Origin of the sequence: Kitasatospora sp. NPDC059646, assembly GCF_042734615.1 — a bacterium.
Classification (GTDB): domain Bacteria; phylum Actinomycetota; class Actinomycetes; order Streptomycetales; family Streptomycetaceae; genus Kitasatospora.
Genome location: NZ_JBHWDS010000078.1, coordinates 1 through 16,344 on the forward strand (window position 1 = coordinate 1; position 16,344 = coordinate 16,344).

Sequence of the window (16,344 nt, forward strand, 5' to 3'; positions counted from 1 at the left end):
ATGTAACGCTGTCCCGACGGTACCAGGCTGCCCGCGAACCCGAGCGTCACCAGCGGACCGGCCCACCCGGTGGCGTGCATCCAGCGGCCGAACAGGGTGTCGGTGGGCAGCGTGCTCTGCCGGCTCACCGCGGCGACGAACAGCGCCGGGCCCAGCCAGCAGCCGAGCAGCAGCAGGCGGATCCGCCACTGCGACACCAGCTTGACCAGCTCGAAGCGGTAGACGCGCCGCACCGGCGCCGGGCGGGCGGCCGCGGGGGCGGCGACGGGGACCGCGGCGGTCATCGGACGTCCTCCTGCGGCCGGTCGGTGAGTGCGAGGAAGGCGGCTTCGAGCGGCGACACCACGGGCGCGAGCTCGCGCACCGCGACGCCCGCCCGCACCAGGCGCGCCACCAGCTCGTCCAGCGCGGGCACCGGCGCGCGGACCACGAGCCGTTCGGCGCCGTCGCCGGCGAGCCGGACCCCGGGGGTGCCGGCGGCCGTCCGGCGGGCCTCCGCCGGGTCGGAGGTGACGATCCGGTAGTCGAGTTCGCGGTCCTCGGCGGCCAGCTTGCCGAGCGGGCCGGAGAAGACGACCCGTCCGGTGGCGAGGACGGTGGCCTCGGAGCACAGCTCCTCCAGGTCGTCCATCCGGTGGCTGGAGAGGACGACGGCGGTGCCCTCCGCCGCGAGGCGGTTCAGGACGCCGTGCACGTGCCGCTTGCCGGCCGGGTCCAGCCCGTTGGCGGGCTCGTCGAGGACGAGCAGCCGGGGCCGGGTGAGCAGCGCGGCGGCCAGGCCGAGGCGCTGGCGCATGCCGAGCGAGAAGCCGTTCGCCCGGTCGTCGGCGACCTCGGTCAGGCCGACCTGGTCGAGCACCTCGTCGATCCCGGCGGTCCGGCCGCCCGGGCCGCGGAGCGCGGCCAGCGCGGCCAGGTTCTGGCGGGCCGTCAGCGACGGGTAGAGGCCGGGGCCGTCCACGAAGCCGGCGACCCCGTCCGGGGCGGCGAGCGCCCGGCCGACCGGGGTGCGCAGGATCTCCAGGCTGCCGCGGTCGGCGACGGCCAGTCCCAGCAGCAGCCCGAGCAGCGTGGTCTTGCCCGCGCCGTTCGGTCCCACCAGGCCGTGGATGCGGCCCTGCGCCACCTCCAGGTCGACGCCGTCGAGCGCGACGACGTCGCCGAAGCACTTGGTGATCCCGCTGGCCCGGACCGCGAGGAGTGTGTCCATGAGTACCTTCCGCCGAAACCGTTGGAGACCCTAGGCAGTTGACACGACGCGGTCAGGGGCCGGCCCCTGAACGTTCGTGGAACGGAAGGCAATGATCGGGCGGTGCGGCTGACGGTCCGTCACCGGAAGCACTCGAACGGGTCGGAGGGCTGCCGATCGGGCGCCGGGCGGGCCTGAACGGTGCAACCTGCGCGCCCGCGCGCTGCGCGGCCACCCGTCCGGCGCCGCGCGGGACGTGCGGGACACCGTGGAGTCCGCCGGCGTGCACGGCGTCCGCCCGATGACCGGGACCGTGCCGCTCGACCGCGCCGAGGCGGCCCACCGCCGGATGCTCGCGGGCCGGGCCCGGTTCCGGACGGTGCTCACCCCCGGCTGAGGCCCGCTCAGCCGCCGGACGGGGCCTGCCGGATGGCGCCGACGATGCGGGTGGCCCAGTCGATCGGCCGGTCGTGGCCGAGGAGGGCGGACAGGCGGGCCATCCGGGCGCGGCGTTCGGCGGGGGTGGTGTCGAGGGCCTGGGCCAGGCGGGCGGTGAGGTCGGCGGGGGAGAGCGGGTCGGTGAGCAGGGCCGCGGAGCCGAACTGCTCGGCGGCGCCAGTGCGGCGGGAGAGGACCAGGACGCCCGGCGGGCGGGCGCCGGCGGCCCGGGCGGCGACGAACTCCTTCGCGGTCAGGTTCATCCCGTCCTGGAGCGAGGTCACCCAGAACACGTCGGCCGCCAGGTACTCGTCGACGACCTCGGGCAGCGTGAGGCTGTCGGGCCGGTACTCGACGGGGTGCCAACTGCCGTGCGACCAGCGGGCGTCCACCTCGGCGATGCGCCGTTCGAGCAGGGCCCGGGTGGTGTCGTGGGCGGTGATGCCCGGTTCGGGCGGCGGGCAGACCAGCCGGAAGACCACCTGCCCGCGCAGGTCGGGGCGGGCGGTGAGCAGCCGGTCCAGGGCGTCGACCTTCTGGACCGGCGCCTTGGCCCAGTCGAGGCGTTCGACGGACAGCACCAGCCGGCCGACTGCCGGACGGGGCGCGGGAGTCCGGGTGCGGGCCAGCGCCTCGACGGCCGGCCGGTCGACGCCGAGCGGGTGGACGCCGACCCGCGGCCGGGCGGGCAGGCCGGCCAGGGCGTGCCGGAAGCGGTCGGCGAAGGCGGCGGTGTGGAAGCCCGCCCAGTCGAGGCGGGCCAGCGAGGCGCGCAGCTCGGCGGCGACCGGCAGGGTGGCGAAGACCTCCGGCGCGGGGAACGGCGTGTGGTGGAACAGCCCGATCCGCAGGTCGGGGCGGGTGGCGCGGAGCAGGCCCGGAACGAGCCAGAGGTTGTAGTCGTGCAGCCAGACGGTGCCGCCGGGCGCGGCCCGTTCGGCCAGGTGCTCGGCGAAGCGCGCGTTGACGGAGCGGTAGACGGCCCAGGCGTCCGGGTCGAAGACCGCGCGGTCCGGTGCGGACATCAGGACCGGCCACAGCGTCTCCTTGCACGCCCGGTGGAAGTAGCCGCTCCACTCGGCGGCGCTGAGCCGCACGTCGTCCCGGCGCGCCCCGGCGGCGGGCCGTTCGTCGCCGGGGCGGGCGGCGACCCAGATGCCCGGCAGTCCGTCGTGGAAGGCGCTGGCCAGGGTCGGCAGGATGCCGTTGGGGCTGGCCGGCGGCCGGGCGAGCGGGGACGGGCGGTGGTAGGCCACCACGAGGGCGTGCCGCCGCGGGGCGCGGGCGCCGCGGCCCACCCAGCCCAGCGACCGGAGCGCGGCCAGGATGCCCGCGGCGCCCGGGCGCTCCGGCCGGTGGACCAGCGGGTCGTCGCCGACCGCCGCGCCGAGCGCCGGCTCGGCGCCGCCGACGATCACCCCGTGGGCCCCGAGCCGGAACAGCGACAGGTCGTTGAGCGAGTCGCCGGCCACCAGGACCGAGTCCGCCGGCCAGTTGAGCTTCTCGGCGAGCGCCCGCACCGCGGCGCCCTTGGACGCCTCCGGCGGCAGCACGTCGAAGAACCGGCCGCCCGAGTACACCCAGGCCAGGCCCAACCCGGCCACGGCCGCGGTGAGTTCGGCGGTGAGGTCGGCCGGTTCCAGGTAGTAGGAGCAGCGGCCGTCCTGCGCCACCCCGCGCTGGTACTCCAGTGCGGGGAAGCGCTCCAGTGCGGCCCGTACCCGCTCCGGTCCGGGCCAGCCGGCGCGCAGCTGTCCCTGCAGCGGCTCCACGGCGGAGAAGTCGGCGCCGTCGAGGACGGTGGCGCCGACGTCGGCGACGATCCAGCGCGGGCGGGGGACGAGGGGGTCGCGCAGCACCTCCCGGACCGACGCCGGTCCGCGGCCGGTGGCGAAGACCACCGTCACCTCGGGGTGCCGGTCCAGTGCCTCCCGCAGCGCGAGCCGGTCGTCGGAGTCACCGCCGAGCAGCGTGCCGTCCAGATCCGTGACCAGAACCCTCGACATCCGACGGACGCTAACACGATCACTCGGCGTGGTGAAGAGTTCACCGCGGGTCCGGTTGCGCGCAAGGGAGCCGTTCCAGCCAGCCGGCGAGCTCCGCGGCCCGCGGCGCCGCGCTCGACCCGGGGCCGGTGACCGCGGCGGAGCCGCAGGCGGCGGCGAGGGCCAGGCAGTCGGGCAGGTCGCGGCCGGCCAGCAGGCCGTGGACCAGGCCCGCGTTGAAGCAGTCGCCCGCCGCCGTGGTGTCCACCACCGGCACCGGCACGGCCGGTGCCTCGTACCGCTCGCCGTCCCGGACGGCGACCGCGCCGTGCGCGCCGCGCGTCACCACCAGGGTCGGCACCAGCGCGGCGAGTTCGGCGAGCGCCCGGTCCAGGTCGGCGGCGCCCGTCAGCCGGAGCGCCTCGGCGGCGTTCGGCGTGAAGACGTCCAGTGCGGCGAGGAGTCGGCGCACCGCCGGGTCCGCGGCGGACGCCGGAACGTCGTGGCCGTCCATCACCACCAGCGCGCCGAGCCGCCGGGCGACCCGGACGGCCGCCAAGGTGTCGTCGTCCCAGCGCAGTTGAGGGAGCACCAGGACGCGCGGCCGGTGGCGGCGCAGCAGCGGGGCGAGCGGCGGCGCGGGCGCCTCGTCCTGGTAGCTGACCATGGCCCGGTCGTCGTCCGGGCCGGACAGCGCGACGGTCACGCTCCGCACCGGGTACGGGTGGTGGCGGAACGCCCGCTCGTCCAGCCCTTCCGCCCGGGCGGCCGCCAGCACCTCGGCGCTGAACAGGTCCGCCCCGAAGTCGACCGCCCAGACCGCCTGCCGCCCCAGCCGGTGCAGCGCCATCGCGGGCGTGTACGCCCCGCCCGGCACCAGTGCGAACCCCCGGGCGAACACCTCGCCGCCGGGCTCGGCCGGGCGGGGCAGCCCGTGGAACACCAGATCCGCGAAGTAGGGTCCCGCCACCAGGACTTCGCACCCGTACCCGGTTCCGCTCGTCTCCATCCGGGGAGCATACGGCCGCCCGGGCGGCAGCGGTCAGGAGTCGGCGGCACCGAGCGGCCAGGACTCGATGTCGCGGTAGTGGATGGGGCCCGGACCGCGGGCGGTGTTGCTGCCGACCAGGTGGAGGCGCTCGGTGCGCCAGGTGCGGCCGGTGAAGCCGTCGAGCAGGGCGGCGCACTCCGGGACGCCGGTGGGGTCGTCGCGGCGCGCGCGGGCCAGGGTCAGGTGCGGGTGCAGCGGGCGGTCCCGGAAGCCGATGCCGTGCGAGCGGATCAACTCCCGGACGTCGTCGGCCAGTCGGTGCAGTCCGTCGAGGTCTCCGGCGACGCCGCTCCACAGCAGGCGCCCGTCGAAGTGCCCGCCGCCGCGCAGGGCGAGCCGCAGGGCGGGGTGGGAGGCCGCCGCCCCGGCCAGCGTGGACCGGAGCAACGGGACGGCGGTGACGGGCAGTTCCCCGATGAAGGCCAGGGTGATGTGCCAGTCCTCGATCCGGTTCCAGCGGAGCCGGGGGTGGCCCGCGTACGCGGGTCGCAGGGCGCGGGCCAGCTCGTCCTTGGCGTCGTCGGGCGGCGCCAGGGCCACGAAGACGCGCACGGTCGGGGGCTCGGGGCGATCGTCCACGGGGGATTTCTAGCACCCCGGCGCCCTCGACAGCGACGCAGGTCAGGGCCGGTCGGGGTCCGGTTCCTGGTGGACGTGCGGGTCGCCCTCCATGACGGTGCGGAGGGGCCGTGGGCGTCGCCGCCGATGCGGACGGTGCGGCGGTCGCCGGAGACGGGGGCCGTGGGGATGTCCTTCCCCGGGTGCACCGGGCTGCGGAGCGTTCCCGGCGGACGGCGGCGAGGAACCGGTCGGCCTCGGAGGCGGTGAGGACCAGGGCCGCGATGGTGTCGCCCTCGGCGCGGTCCCGGTCGGTGCCGCTGCCGGCGGCGTTCGCCCGGCCCCCGAGTCGGCGGCTCCGCTCCGCCGGGACCCGGACACCGCCCCGGACCGCGCCCGGCTGGGCGCCGACCGCCGGGGCGAGCAGCAGCGCCTCTGCTGCGCCCGGCACCACACCGCCCGCGACCTCGGCGCCGTCCACGCCGCCCAGCGCGGCGACCAGTGCGTGGTCCGCGCCGCCGAGGACCGGGCCCGAGCCGGGCGCGCGGAGCCGGGGCCACCGCACCGAGCAGCGGGCGACGGCCCCGGGCAGGACGCCGCGCGAGGTCCCACACTCGCGGTCCGCCGTGCGGCAGCATCGGGCCGAGGGCTGACGCACCGTCGGCGCGACGGAAGGGGAACGGCGATGGCGGGGTGCACGGCGCTGGTGCTCGGGTCGTCCCGGGGGATCGGCGCGGCGACGGCGCGGGCGCTGGGCGCGCAGGGGCACCGGGTGCTGCTGCACGGCCGGTCGCCGGGCGCGGAACTGGCCGCGCTGGGGCGTGAACTCGGTGCGCCGACCGTCGCGTTCGACCTGGCCGACGAGGCGGCGGCCCGCCGGGGCGTCGAGGACGCCGCCGCCGCGCACGGTCTGCCCCGGGTGGTGGTGTACAGCGCGGGCGCGAACCGGGTGGTGCCGTTCGAGGCCGCGACCGGGCGGGACGTGGCCGGCGCGTTCGGCGTGAACGTGTGCGGCGCGGTGTGGGCGCTTCAGCACCTGCTGCCGAAGATGACCGCGCAGGGCGGTGGCGCGGTGGTGCTGGTGTCGTCGATCCGGGGCGTGGACGCGACGGCGAGCGACCGGACGGTCTTCTACTCGATGGCCAAGGCGGCGCTGGGCAACCTGACCGTCGCGCTGGCCAAGCGGTACGCGCCGACGGTGCGGGTCAACGCGGTCGCCCCGGGGTTCACGCGCACCGACATGGTCTCGACCTGGGACGACGGCGCGTGGCGGCAGGCCCGGAGCAACCTGCTGGGCCGGCCCGCCGAGCCGGGCGAGATCGCCTCCGCGGCGGCCTTCCTGGCCTCGGACGCGGCGGCGCACATCACCGGCCAGACCCTGGTGGTCGACGGGGGCTACGGCCTGTCCGGCAAGTAGGGGCGGCCGAAAGTCACCCGGACGAGTGAGCGGCCCCGGAACGCGCTGTTGCGGCCCGGCCGCCCCGGGACGGGCCCGCGGGGCAGGTGGCGCACGGGGCCGGACGGCGCCCGCGCACCCCGCCGCCTCCGCGCCGGGTCGTCACAACGGCCGCGGGCCGGGCGGCGCAATCACCGGGACCCGGCTCGCACGGGCCCGACCTACGCTCCTGGGGTGCGGCAGATCGCTGTGCGACACCGGCGCGGGAAGGTCGTGAGACGCATGGACACCGGACCGACAGTCACCGTGTACCTGGGCGCCCGCCCCAACACGCCCAAGGTGTGGACGCTCCAGCAGGCGGTCGGCAAGATGCGCACGCCGGGCACGGCCTGGTCGTACGTGCACACCGGCCAGCACTACGACCCCCGCCTCGGGACGGGGCTCTGCGAGGAACTCGGGCTGCGGGTGGACCGGTGGCTGCGCTGCGGCGAGGCAGCCACCGACGCCGAGCAGCTCGGCCGGCTCTGCGCCCTGGTCGAACAGGACCTCGACCGGCACCCGGCGGCCGCGGTGCTGGTGGTCGGCGACGTGAACACCACCGTCGCCGCCGCGCTGGTCGCCGCCCGCCGGGGCACCCCGGTGATCCACCTGGAGGCCGGGCTGCGCTCGCCCGACCGCACCCCCGAGGAGGCGAACCGCCGCATCGTCACCGCCTGCACCGACCACCACCTGGCCACCACCGAGGAGGCGGTGCACGCGCTGCGCGAGGAGGGCGTGCCCGACCGGCAGGTGCACTGGGTCGGCAACCCGATGGCCGAGTGCCACCTCGCCCACCACGACCCGGCCGAGGACGCCGCGGTACTGGACCGGCTCGGCCTCACCGCCGGCCGGTACGTGCTGGCCACGCTGCACAAGCCGGCCGCGCTCAGCCGCCCCAAGCCGGTGCTGGACGTGCTGCGCGACCTGGCCGCGGCGGGCCTGCCGCCCGTCCTGCCGCTGCACCCGCGGGCCGCGGCGCACCTGGTCGACCACGGCCTGCTCGACCGGAGCCTGGCCGAGCGGGTGCTGCCGCCGCAGCCGTACCGGGCGTTCGGCGCACTGCTGCGCCACTGCGCGTTCGTGGTGACCGACTCCGACGGCGTCCAGGAGGAGGCCGCCGCCGCCCGGGTCAGCTGCCTGGCCACCGTGCCCGGCAGCGCCCGGGAGGTCACCCGGGACTGCGGCAGCACCCGTTTCGCCGACGCCTGGCTGGAGTTGCCGACGCACCGGATCGTCGAGCTGGCCGCCGCCCGGCCGGCCCGCCGGCCCCCGCGCTGGGACACCCGGGTCAGCGACCGGATCGCCGCCGCCCTGGACGGCATCCTGCCCGCGCTGCCGCAGCGCGGCGTCCACCCCCGCGCGGAGCGCCTCGCGCCCCGCTGACACCCCCTCAGGACGGAGGGCCGACCCATGAGCAGACTTCTGCACGTCCCCTTCACCGCGCACGACCGCGAATTCGACGACATCGGACCGGAACTGATGGCGGCCGTCGAGAAGGTCTTCCGGTCCGGGCAGGTGATGAACGGGGAGTCCGTGCCGCGCCTGGAGCGGTCACTGGCGGACCTCAGCGGACGCGCCCACGCGCGGGTGGTCAACTCCGGCACCGACGCCGTGCACTTCGCGCTGGTGGCGGCCGGCGTCGGGCCGGGCGACGAGGTGCTGGTCGGCGACATCTCCTTCGTGGCGACCCTGCACGCGATCGTCCGGACCGGGGCGACGCCGGTGTTCGTCGACATCGACGACGACGGCGCCGTCGACCTCGACCTGGCCGCCGAGGCCGTCGGGCCGCGGACCAAGGCCCTGGTGGTGGTCCAGCTGTACGGGCGGATGGCCGCCCCGGGCCCCGCCGAGGAGTTCGCCCGGCAGCACGGCCTGGTGCTGGTCGAGGACGCGGCGCAGTCGCTGGGCGCCGAGGTGTCCGGCCGGCGCAGCGGCACCGTCGGCGCGGCCAGCAGCCACAGCTTCGACGCGATGAAGGTCATCCCCGCGCCGGGGACCGGCGGGGTGGTCCTCACCGACGACCCGGCCGTGGCCGAGAGCGTCGAGCAGCTCCGGCGGTGGGGCTTCTCGCGCGAGGGCACGGTGGTGCGGCTGGGCCACAACTCGCAGATGTCCTCGCTGACCGCCGCCGTGCTGGAGGTGAAACTCGCCCAGGAGGAACGGTGGTTGAAGCAGCGCCGGGCGACCGCCGCGATCTACTCGGCGGCCTTCGCCGACTCCCCGTGCCTCCTCCCGGAGCACGGCGGGTTCCGGGAGAACATCTTCCACAAGTACGTGCTGCGCACCCCCCGCCGGGACGCCGTGGCGGCCGCCCTGCGCGAGGCCGGCGTGGAGACGCTGGTGCACTACCCGTACGCGCTGCACGAACTGCCGTTCGTCGCGCAGCACCCGCACCGGGTGGTCGGCCGCGGCCGGGCGAAGCGGCTCGCCGCCGAGGTGGTCTCGCTGCCGATCCACCCCTACCTCACCGACGAAGAGATCGACCACGTCGTGACGACCGCCCGGGCGGCGCTCGCGGCGGACGGCCGATGACACGGGCGGAGGACACCATGGGCACCACCGACACGGCCGGGAACGTCGTCTACCAGTTCGAGTACGAGCAGCGGATCCGCAGCGCCTTCATCGGAGCGGGCGGGCACTCCTACCGGAACATCTATCCGTCGTTCCAGTACGCCCCGGTCGACCTGCGGGCGATCTGCGACCTCGACGGCGACCGGGCGGCGACGTACGCGCGGATGTTCGGCGCCGCGCACGCCTACACCGACCACCGGGAGATGCTGGCGCGGGAGCGGCCGACCGCGGTGTTCATCGTGACCTCGTACGACCCGGACGGGCACCTCCAGGCGGTCGACCTGGCGCTCGACTGCCTGGCGGCCGGGGCGCACGTGTGGATGGAGAAGCCCACCGCCACCTCCAGCGAGGAGGTGGCGCGGCTCCAGGAGGCGGCCCGGGACGCCGGGCGGGTCGTGGTGACCGGCATGAAGACGATGTTCGCGCCGGCCATGGCCAGGGTGAAGGAGATCGTCTCCGCGCCGGAGTTCGGCGGCCCGTCGTCGATCTCGGTCCGCTACCCGCTGTCGATGCCGGCGTTCGAGCGGCGCGACAGCCTGGTGGAGATGAACTGGTTCCTCGACTGCATCTTCCATCCGGCCGCCGTGCTGCTGCACCTGATGGGCCCGCTGGACCGGATCAGCCACGAGTGGGAGGAGCGGACCGGCGCGAGCGTCACCGTGATGCGGTTCGAGTCGGGGGCGATCGGGACCATGCACCTGGCGGCGGGGGAGTCGCCGAGCAGCCCGTCGAGCCGGGTCGAGGTGATCGGCGACAACGCCAACGTCGTGGTGGAGAACGGGAATTCGGTCACGTACTACCGACCGACGCCGCCCCGCGCGTACGGCCGCACCGGGTCGTTCCTGGTGCCGACAGAGAGCGCGCCGCTGCACTGGGAGCCCGAGTACACGTACGGGCAGCTCTACGGCAAGAACATCTTCTACCTGGGCTACGTCGGCGAGATCGGGTACTTCTGCGATTGCGTGCTGAACGGTGCGTCGCCCGAACTCGGCTCGCTGGACCAGGCGTTCCACATCCTCCAGCTCTTCGAGGCCTACCGCCGCGCCGAGCCGGGGACGTGGACGACCGTCAAGGTGTAGCCGCAGCCGGGCCCCGCCCCGGCGGGGCCCGGCCGTGACCGCAGGTCAGGCGACGTCATCGGCCAGTGCACGGGAGGCCAAGCGGGGGATCAGCTCTTCGAACGTCATCCGGATCCCGGTGCGGGCCAGCAGGTTGGCCAGGTGACGAAGGACTCTTCGTCGTGGACAGCGGGGAACACCTGATGCATGAACCCACGCAATAGCACCACGTACGCGGTCCAGGTCATGTCCGAACCGCTCGGTGCCGCGTTCTCCGGGTGCTGCCGCAGGGGGACGCGCGGCCCGGTAGACGTTGGCCACCGGTCATTCGCTTCGCCCGAAGGAGTGCCGCTGAGCTTCGCCCTGACGAGCCGCTCCGTCCTGTTGACGGGCCGTTGGCTGGGCACGCGTGCTTCCTCCGTCTGGCACCGGTGGCTGCGGGCCGGCCCGGCGATAGTTCGGTGAGGCGTTGTACGGGCGAGGCGGGACGCATCCGATCCGTTGTTTGGCCCGCAGCCACCGGCGATCGAGTGAGTGCCGCCGACCGCGATGCGGACGAAAGTCGATCCGGTCGCTGGGAGGCGACACCAGCTTGACGGTCGATTGTGACCGGGCGAACGGCGTGGATGCCCGGTGCTGGGCTTCCAATGGGTCCTCCGCCCACAAGAGTGGTGGCGACGGATTTGCTCGACCATCTCAGGGGTTATCGATGTGGGATTCGAATAGCGGAGCCAATGGAGTCTCGCCTGCTCTGGTGGAAGCGGCGCTTGGTGTCCGGTCGGCGGCGGTCATGGTCGATCTGCAGCGTGCCGATGGGAAGGCTGCGGCGCTCTGTGCGCTGGCCAGTGGCACCTTGGCTGCTGTGGTGGCGGCTGCACCGGTGTGGTCAACCGGAGAACTGGTGACTGCGGCGATGCTGGTCGGCTGTGTGCTCCTGCTCGCCTCAGCGGTGGCCGCACTTCTCGCGATTCGGCCTGTGTTGCCGCGCGGCAGGTTGTCGGCGGAGCTGGAGCCATTTGAGCCCGATGCGGTGAGGGGAAGCGGTCTGACTGCTCCGACGGTCCTGGACGAGGTGACTCTGCTCGCCTTGGAGGTACAGCGCCTGCGGCGGCTAGCTGTGCTTGTGGAACAGAAGTATCGCGTCATCAAGGTCGCTGTGGACCTGGTCGCCTCGGCGGGCACGGTGACCGGAATTGGGCTGTTGATGTCCTGCGCGGCTTGAGAACATCGTGCCGCTGTTGGCTGAGTACTATCAGGGGGGGCGCATGAGTCTCTGCCATGAATCTCTCATTGGTGACCAGTTGTGGTCGAAACTGCGCAGCCTTGCGCCGGAACGAACCCGTCCTGCTCGGGCCATGCTGCTCCGCCAGGGTGACCCGGGCACTCAGGTCATCCTGCTCAGTTCGGGTTCGACCCTGGTGACAATGTCGGGTGCCAATGGCGAACGGGCGCTGCTGGCTGTGCGTGGTGCTGGCGAGCTGCTAGGCGAACTTGCTGTCTTGGACGCTCAGCCGCGGTCGGCATCGGTGATTGCCGCAGAGCCGTGCCGCCTGCATCTCATTCCTGCGCCCGAGTTTCTCGCTTTCGTTCACGAACACGGGCTTACAACTACGCTGCTGCGGCTCGCGATTGCGCGGGTCAGGGAGGCAGAGGCCGTAAGGCTGGAGATGGCCACGGCGCCAGTGCCTGTACGTCTGGCGGCCGCACTTGGTCGCTTGGTGCAAGCGGCTTCCAAGCGCGGTAGCGAGATCGTCGTGAGGTTGACTCAGACCGAGTTGTCGCAGTTGATCGGGGCCTCTCGAAACGGCGTGGGAAGTGCCATCAGACCGTGGCGGGAGCGCGGCTGGGTCGGAACCGAGGCCGGTGGAGGCTTGGTGATCCGGAACCTTTCGGCGATCCAGGCCGATGTACTCACCTGAGTGACGTAGGCCACTGTGGCGGTGCCCAGTGCTGGGCACCGCCACGGTGGCCGGCCGAGCAGCATGGGGTTCATCAACGCCCCCAACTGCTGAAAGGCCGAACGGCTTTGAGTCCCTCTGCACTGGTCCCGGATCACACCGTGCCGGGCCGCGACGTGCCGCCCGAGCAGGCTGTCGTGGTCATTGACATGAAGAGCTACAGTCGGCTTCCTGAAGTTCAGATGGCGCCGGTCCGAGCCTCTCTCGACCGCCTCCTGGAGGCTGTGTTCGTCCAGAGCGGCTTGCCTGCGCCCCACACCCTGAAGGCCGGCCACAAGGACGCGGGAGACGGTGTCATCCTGGTTCTTCCGCCAAGGCACGTCGCGCGGCTGGTCGACCCGATGCTGGGCAATCTGAGTGCCGCACTCCAGCGGTACGAGGGCATTCGCGCAGATTCGGATCCCACCATCTGCCTTCGCGTTGCCGTCAATGTCGGCCCACTGGACCTTCCGGGGTACCGTGGCGACGCGATCAACAACGCCTGTCGACTGGTCAACAGCGACGTGGCTTATCAGGCGGTCGAGGCAGCGGTCGACAACGGGCTGTTCCTGGCCACTGTCCTGTCGGAGGCCGTCTATCAGCGCTCCGTGCCAGCTGGCCGCACCCGATCGGATCTGACGGATCGTCAGTTTCTTTCGGCCACTGCCAAGGTGTTCGGAAAGCCGGACTTCGAGGCACCCTGCCGACTGTTCGTCCCTGGAATGTCCGCCAACTCGCTCTGCGGCTATCTTCCGGATCTCCGCGGTCCGATGGGGCACAGCTCCGCTCCGCACCGGCAGTCCGAGCCAGCGCAGCCAGTACCGGTGGGGACGGTCTTCAACATCCACGGCGCGCTCAACGAGTCCGTTGTTGCCGAAACCATCGAGAGCGTCCGCTACGGGCGCCGCGGCTATTGAACCGGTGCGCACCTCATTCGTTCTGTGCAAGGGAGAAAGCCGTGTCCGACGCCATGTACCCGCCGCACCCTATCGGCGAGCCCGACGAGGAGGGGCATAGCAGCGTCGATCTGGATTCGCTGTTGGCGAGTGTGCAGCCCCAGGAGGACGGTCGACCGGAGCGGCCCGAAGTTACGCCGGCCGCGATCCGGGTGGACCCTACCGCTGAGGTCTTGGCGGAGGCCGCTATGAAGGAGGTGGACCCGAATGTCCCCGTGACTACTGGTCGGGTGGCGAATATCCATGGTCCGGTCGGCATCGTGGCCGACAACATCGGTCGGCTGATCTTTGAGACCCGCAAACAGGACATCCTTGAGGGAGAGGAGGTGGAGCGCGCTGCTCTACTCGGCCAACCCTTCGTCCGGGGCGCCTGGGGAGAAGCGTGGAAGGACGCGCTCGATCCGATGAACTCCGACCTGTTGCGGGCGCCCGTTCTGATCGTCGTCGCCCCCCGTGCCATCGGCTCCACCACCTTCGCCCTGCGTCTGCTGGCCGAACACACTGCCGACAGCACTGTGCTGGTGAAGTTGCAGGCGGACGGGAAGTCGCCCGGTCGGATGCGGCTTCCGCTGGAGCGGCACCACGCCTTCCAGTTGGACCTTAAGGATCCGGAGACCGATCGCGTTTCGGCCGAGTTCCTCACCTCGCTCACGAAGCACGCCCAGCACCTTGCGGACTGCGCGTCCCACCTGGTCCTGACGGTCGCACAGGAACTCTGGGATGCCGGTCTGGTTTCTCCGCCGGGTGTGCAAGTACTGCGTCTGACGGAGGCCCCTGATGCCGGCCGGGTAGTGTCCGCCCATCTCAGGGCCGGTGGGTATCCAGAGCCAGCCGGGGAGATCGACAGGTCCGAGCAGGCTCTGGCCCAATTGCGCGGCCTGAACGCCGTGGCGGCTGTCCGGGCAGTCGGCCGAATCGTTGCGGTCTGGAGGGAGCACCTCCTCGATCAGCAGACTCCTGCGATGCTTGGAAGCGGGACGATCCGGGATGCTCCGAAGACGTTCGAAGAGCGCGTGCTCGGCGCGCTGTCGGACTGGCGCGAGAGCTTGGACGGCCTGTTCGGGGACCACATCACCTCACACGGTCGGACCGGGAGTTCGTTGGCTGTTGAGGATCGCTATTTGCTGCTTGCCCTGGCGGTGCGGCAGTCGGCACCGGTGTCCGTGGTGGCTGCTGACGCGAGGGAGTTGCAGTTGGCGGTGGAGTCGGCGAGCAGTGACCAGACGACAGGGGGCGCTGCTCGTGCGGCCTTCGCGGCCCGCGGGCTGCGTCGGCGTATTCAAGATGTCGGCGCTACAGTCGACGGGCGTGACAGGGTGGTCTTCGACCGGCCTGCTTACGGGCGGGCGGTTCTCGAGTACGTCTGGGACAACTACGAAGTTCTGCGAGTGCCGCTGCTCAGCTGGCTCGCAAAGCTGGCCGCCAAGCTCGACCCGCAGCACCCGGTGGTCGAGACGCTCGCGTCCTTGGCCTTGCGCCATGGCACCAGGGAGCATCTGAACAAACTCGCCGAGTTGGCCGACCCGGGCCTGCTGGGCGCGATTCTCCGGACCGCCGTTCACGACGAACACGTCGGCAGCCTCGTCTGGGCCACGTTGTACCAGTGGGCCGACACGGGCAGCAACGCGCCCACCGTGGTCTCCACTTGTCGCCTTGTGCTCGCGGATCCCGAAGTGAGCCCAGCGGCCGCGAAGATGGCTGTAGTCCGGCTGCGACGGGTCGCGCAGAAGGCCGCCGATCAGGCTCTCAGGCAAAGCGTCCTCATGGCCTTCGACGAACTTGCTCGCCGCGAAGTCGGCCGAGCGAGGCTGGTCGCCGAGGTGGAGACGTGGCAGCAGAGCAAGGGATCGTCACGGAGCGGGACTCTGGCGTTCCTAGCCCTCATGTCAGTGGAGAGCACCGGGCTACCGTGGCTGCTGGCGGTCGACGCGCCGGGAATCGACGTCCAACAGGCCCTGATGGAGTTGCTCGGCAGCCCCGAGAGCGCGGTCGAGACCATTCCACGCATCACGGATTGGATCCGCTCCTGTGCGGAAGATTCCGACAGCTACATGCAACTCCGTGACCAGTTGCTCGTGCCACTTCGGGGCCATCGCATGTTCCAGGCAGGTATGGATCTGATGAAGGCTCTCACCGGCTCCATCACGGCGCAGGGGGTGGACATCGCCGAAGACTTCTACCACCACTTGGTCGGTGCCGGCCTCCAGGGTGTCTTCCCGTCCGGCCGTATCGTCCAATGAGATGGCCAGTACAACGGAAGCGGCGTACGACCGGGTGCCTGCGACCGTGTCAGCTGCCCAGCGCAGAAATCGGCGTGCCGTTCGATGCCACGTTCACGGTCGTCTGGCAACCTGCTTTCCGACGCAGGGCGAACCTGGCGGAGCAGGTACGCAGCGATCTTCGTGTTGCCGCCGGGAAGGTAACGGCAGACCTGATGCCGGACGACCTCCTCGGAGCCGAGGACACTCTTAACGCAGTGTTCGGAGCCCCTGAAGGCCGGGTCGGACCGCACTACCTCCTGTGCTCAGCGAAGTTCGATCTCCGATTGTCGCCAATGGCGGCGCAAGCTCTGGCGGTGCGACGGGCCGACACTGAACGCATCCGGCGGCTGGAGTTCCTCAAAGCGTCGCTCTACGACCGCCCAGATCTCGTGGTTCTCGACTATCTGGAACGGCGCTCCGTGCTCCCGGACGACACCGAGGTGGCTGATCTGGAACGGATTGCACGTGCCATCAGGTCCCATGACTCCTGGTGGCAACCCTTGCTAGAGCTCTGGGAATCGGTGGGAGCCGGCTTTCGGGACCCGGGGATCCAACACGAGGCGATGAAGGTCCTGCTCCAACTCTCCGTTGACGCTCTAAAGGGGGTGGCAGGTCCATCGGCCCCGGGCACCCCGGACAGGTGGCCCGGATGAGGTTGATGCTCTGGAGATGCCTGCTCGCACCCTTCACGACTCTTCGAGCTCTCCGTCTCCAACGGCTCAGCCGCGTAACGTTCGATCTCGACAGCGCGTGGCGGCAGGCCCGCATGCATCATGCGCCGGACGAGATTGACTACCTCCTCCATCGACATGTCGGCGGAGTGGGGACCCGTCGGGCAGAGTCCTAGCGGCCGCAGCACTAGGAAGTTGCCTCACCCCAGGGCCCCAGGGGCATGCCATGGGCCG

The 16,344-nt window shown here is 72.2% G+C and carries 13 protein-coding genes and 1 pseudogene; 9 read left to right on the forward strand and 5 right to left on the reverse strand.

Going from position 1 to position 16,344, the window contains the following annotated elements:
• The 5 genes and pseudogenes from ACFV1L_RS34245 to thpR all read right to left on the reverse strand — a co-directional run.
• Positions 1 to 284, reverse strand: a pseudogene (locus tag ACFV1L_RS34245) (ABC transporter permease); the annotation flags it as partial.
• Positions 281 to 1,210, reverse strand: a complete 930-nt coding sequence (locus tag ACFV1L_RS34250; protein WP_380373641.1) for an ABC transporter ATP-binding protein — start codon at positions 1,208 to 1,210, stop codon at positions 281 to 283. The pseudogene ACFV1L_RS34245 and the gene ACFV1L_RS34250, both read right to left, overlap by 4 nt.
• Before the next feature lie 383 nt (positions 1,211 to 1,593).
• A complete protein-coding gene (locus tag ACFV1L_RS34255) occupies positions 1,594 to 3,633 on the reverse strand; it encodes an HAD-IIB family hydrolase (RefSeq protein WP_380373644.1) in 2,040 nt (679 codons plus the stop codon).
• 40 nt (positions 3,634 to 3,673) lie between these two features.
• Complete coding sequence (locus ACFV1L_RS34260) at positions 3,674 to 4,621, reverse strand: carbohydrate kinase family protein (protein ID WP_380373646.1); 948 nt, start codon at positions 4,619 to 4,621, stop codon at positions 3,674 to 3,676.
• Between the two features lie 33 nt (positions 4,622 to 4,654).
• On the reverse strand, positions 4,655 to 5,242 hold the full coding sequence (thpR, locus tag ACFV1L_RS34265) for an RNA 2',3'-cyclic phosphodiesterase (protein WP_380373649.1): 588 nt from the start codon (positions 5,240 to 5,242) through the stop codon (positions 4,655 to 4,657).
• A gap of 664 nt (positions 5,243 to 5,906) precedes the next feature.
• Between thpR and ACFV1L_RS34270 the strand changes: the two genes are divergently transcribed.
• The 9 genes from ACFV1L_RS34270 (at position 5,907) to ACFV1L_RS34310 (ending at position 16,092) form a co-directional block, all read left to right on the forward strand.
• A complete protein-coding gene (locus tag ACFV1L_RS34270) occupies positions 5,907 to 6,638 on the forward strand; it encodes an SDR family NAD(P)-dependent oxidoreductase (RefSeq protein ID WP_380373652.1) in 732 nt (243 codons plus the stop codon).
• Positions 6,639 to 6,899: 261 nt separating this feature from the next.
• Entirely contained in the window at positions 6,900 to 8,039 is a 1,140-nt protein-coding gene (locus ACFV1L_RS34275) for a UDP-N-acetylglucosamine 2-epimerase (RefSeq protein ID WP_380373654.1), read from the forward strand.
• Positions 8,040 to 8,066: 27 nt separating this feature from the next.
• Positions 8,067 to 9,188, forward strand: a complete 1,122-nt coding sequence (locus ACFV1L_RS34280) for a DegT/DnrJ/EryC1/StrS family aminotransferase (RefSeq protein WP_380373656.1) — start codon at positions 8,067 to 8,069, stop codon at positions 9,186 to 9,188.
• Positions 9,189 to 9,205: 17 nt separating this feature from the next.
• The gene (locus ACFV1L_RS34285; protein ID WP_380373658.1) at positions 9,206 to 10,306 is read left to right on the forward strand and encodes a Gfo/Idh/MocA family oxidoreductase; all 1,101 of its coding nucleotides are present in this window, start codon (positions 9,206 to 9,208) and stop codon (positions 10,304 to 10,306) included.
• Between the two features lie 733 nt (positions 10,307 to 11,039).
• Positions 11,040 to 11,507, forward strand: coding sequence for a Pycsar system effector family protein (locus ACFV1L_RS34290; RefSeq protein WP_380373660.1), 468 nt, complete (start codon positions 11,040 to 11,042; stop codon positions 11,505 to 11,507).
• Between the two features lie 16 nt (positions 11,508 to 11,523).
• Positions 11,524 to 12,204 (forward strand): Crp/Fnr family transcriptional regulator, encoded by a 681-nt coding sequence (locus ACFV1L_RS34295; RefSeq protein ID WP_380373662.1) that lies wholly within the window; start codon positions 11,524 to 11,526, stop codon positions 12,202 to 12,204.
• Between the two features lie 140 nt (positions 12,205 to 12,344).
• Positions 12,345 to 13,139 carry a hypothetical protein gene (locus ACFV1L_RS34300; RefSeq protein WP_380373664.1) on the forward strand — a complete coding sequence of 265 codons (795 nt, stop codon included), beginning with the start codon at positions 12,345 to 12,347 and terminating at the stop codon, positions 13,137 to 13,139.
• A gap of 41 nt (positions 13,140 to 13,180) precedes the next feature.
• A complete protein-coding gene (locus ACFV1L_RS34305) occupies positions 13,181 to 15,418 on the forward strand; it encodes a hypothetical protein (protein WP_380373667.1) in 2,238 nt (745 codons plus the stop codon).
• A 74-nt stretch (positions 15,419 to 15,492) separates the two neighbouring features.
• Complete coding sequence (locus ACFV1L_RS34310; protein WP_380373669.1) at positions 15,493 to 16,092, forward strand: hypothetical protein; 600 nt, start codon at positions 15,493 to 15,495, stop codon at positions 16,090 to 16,092.
• The last annotated feature ends 252 nt before the right edge of the window (positions 16,093 to 16,344 follow it).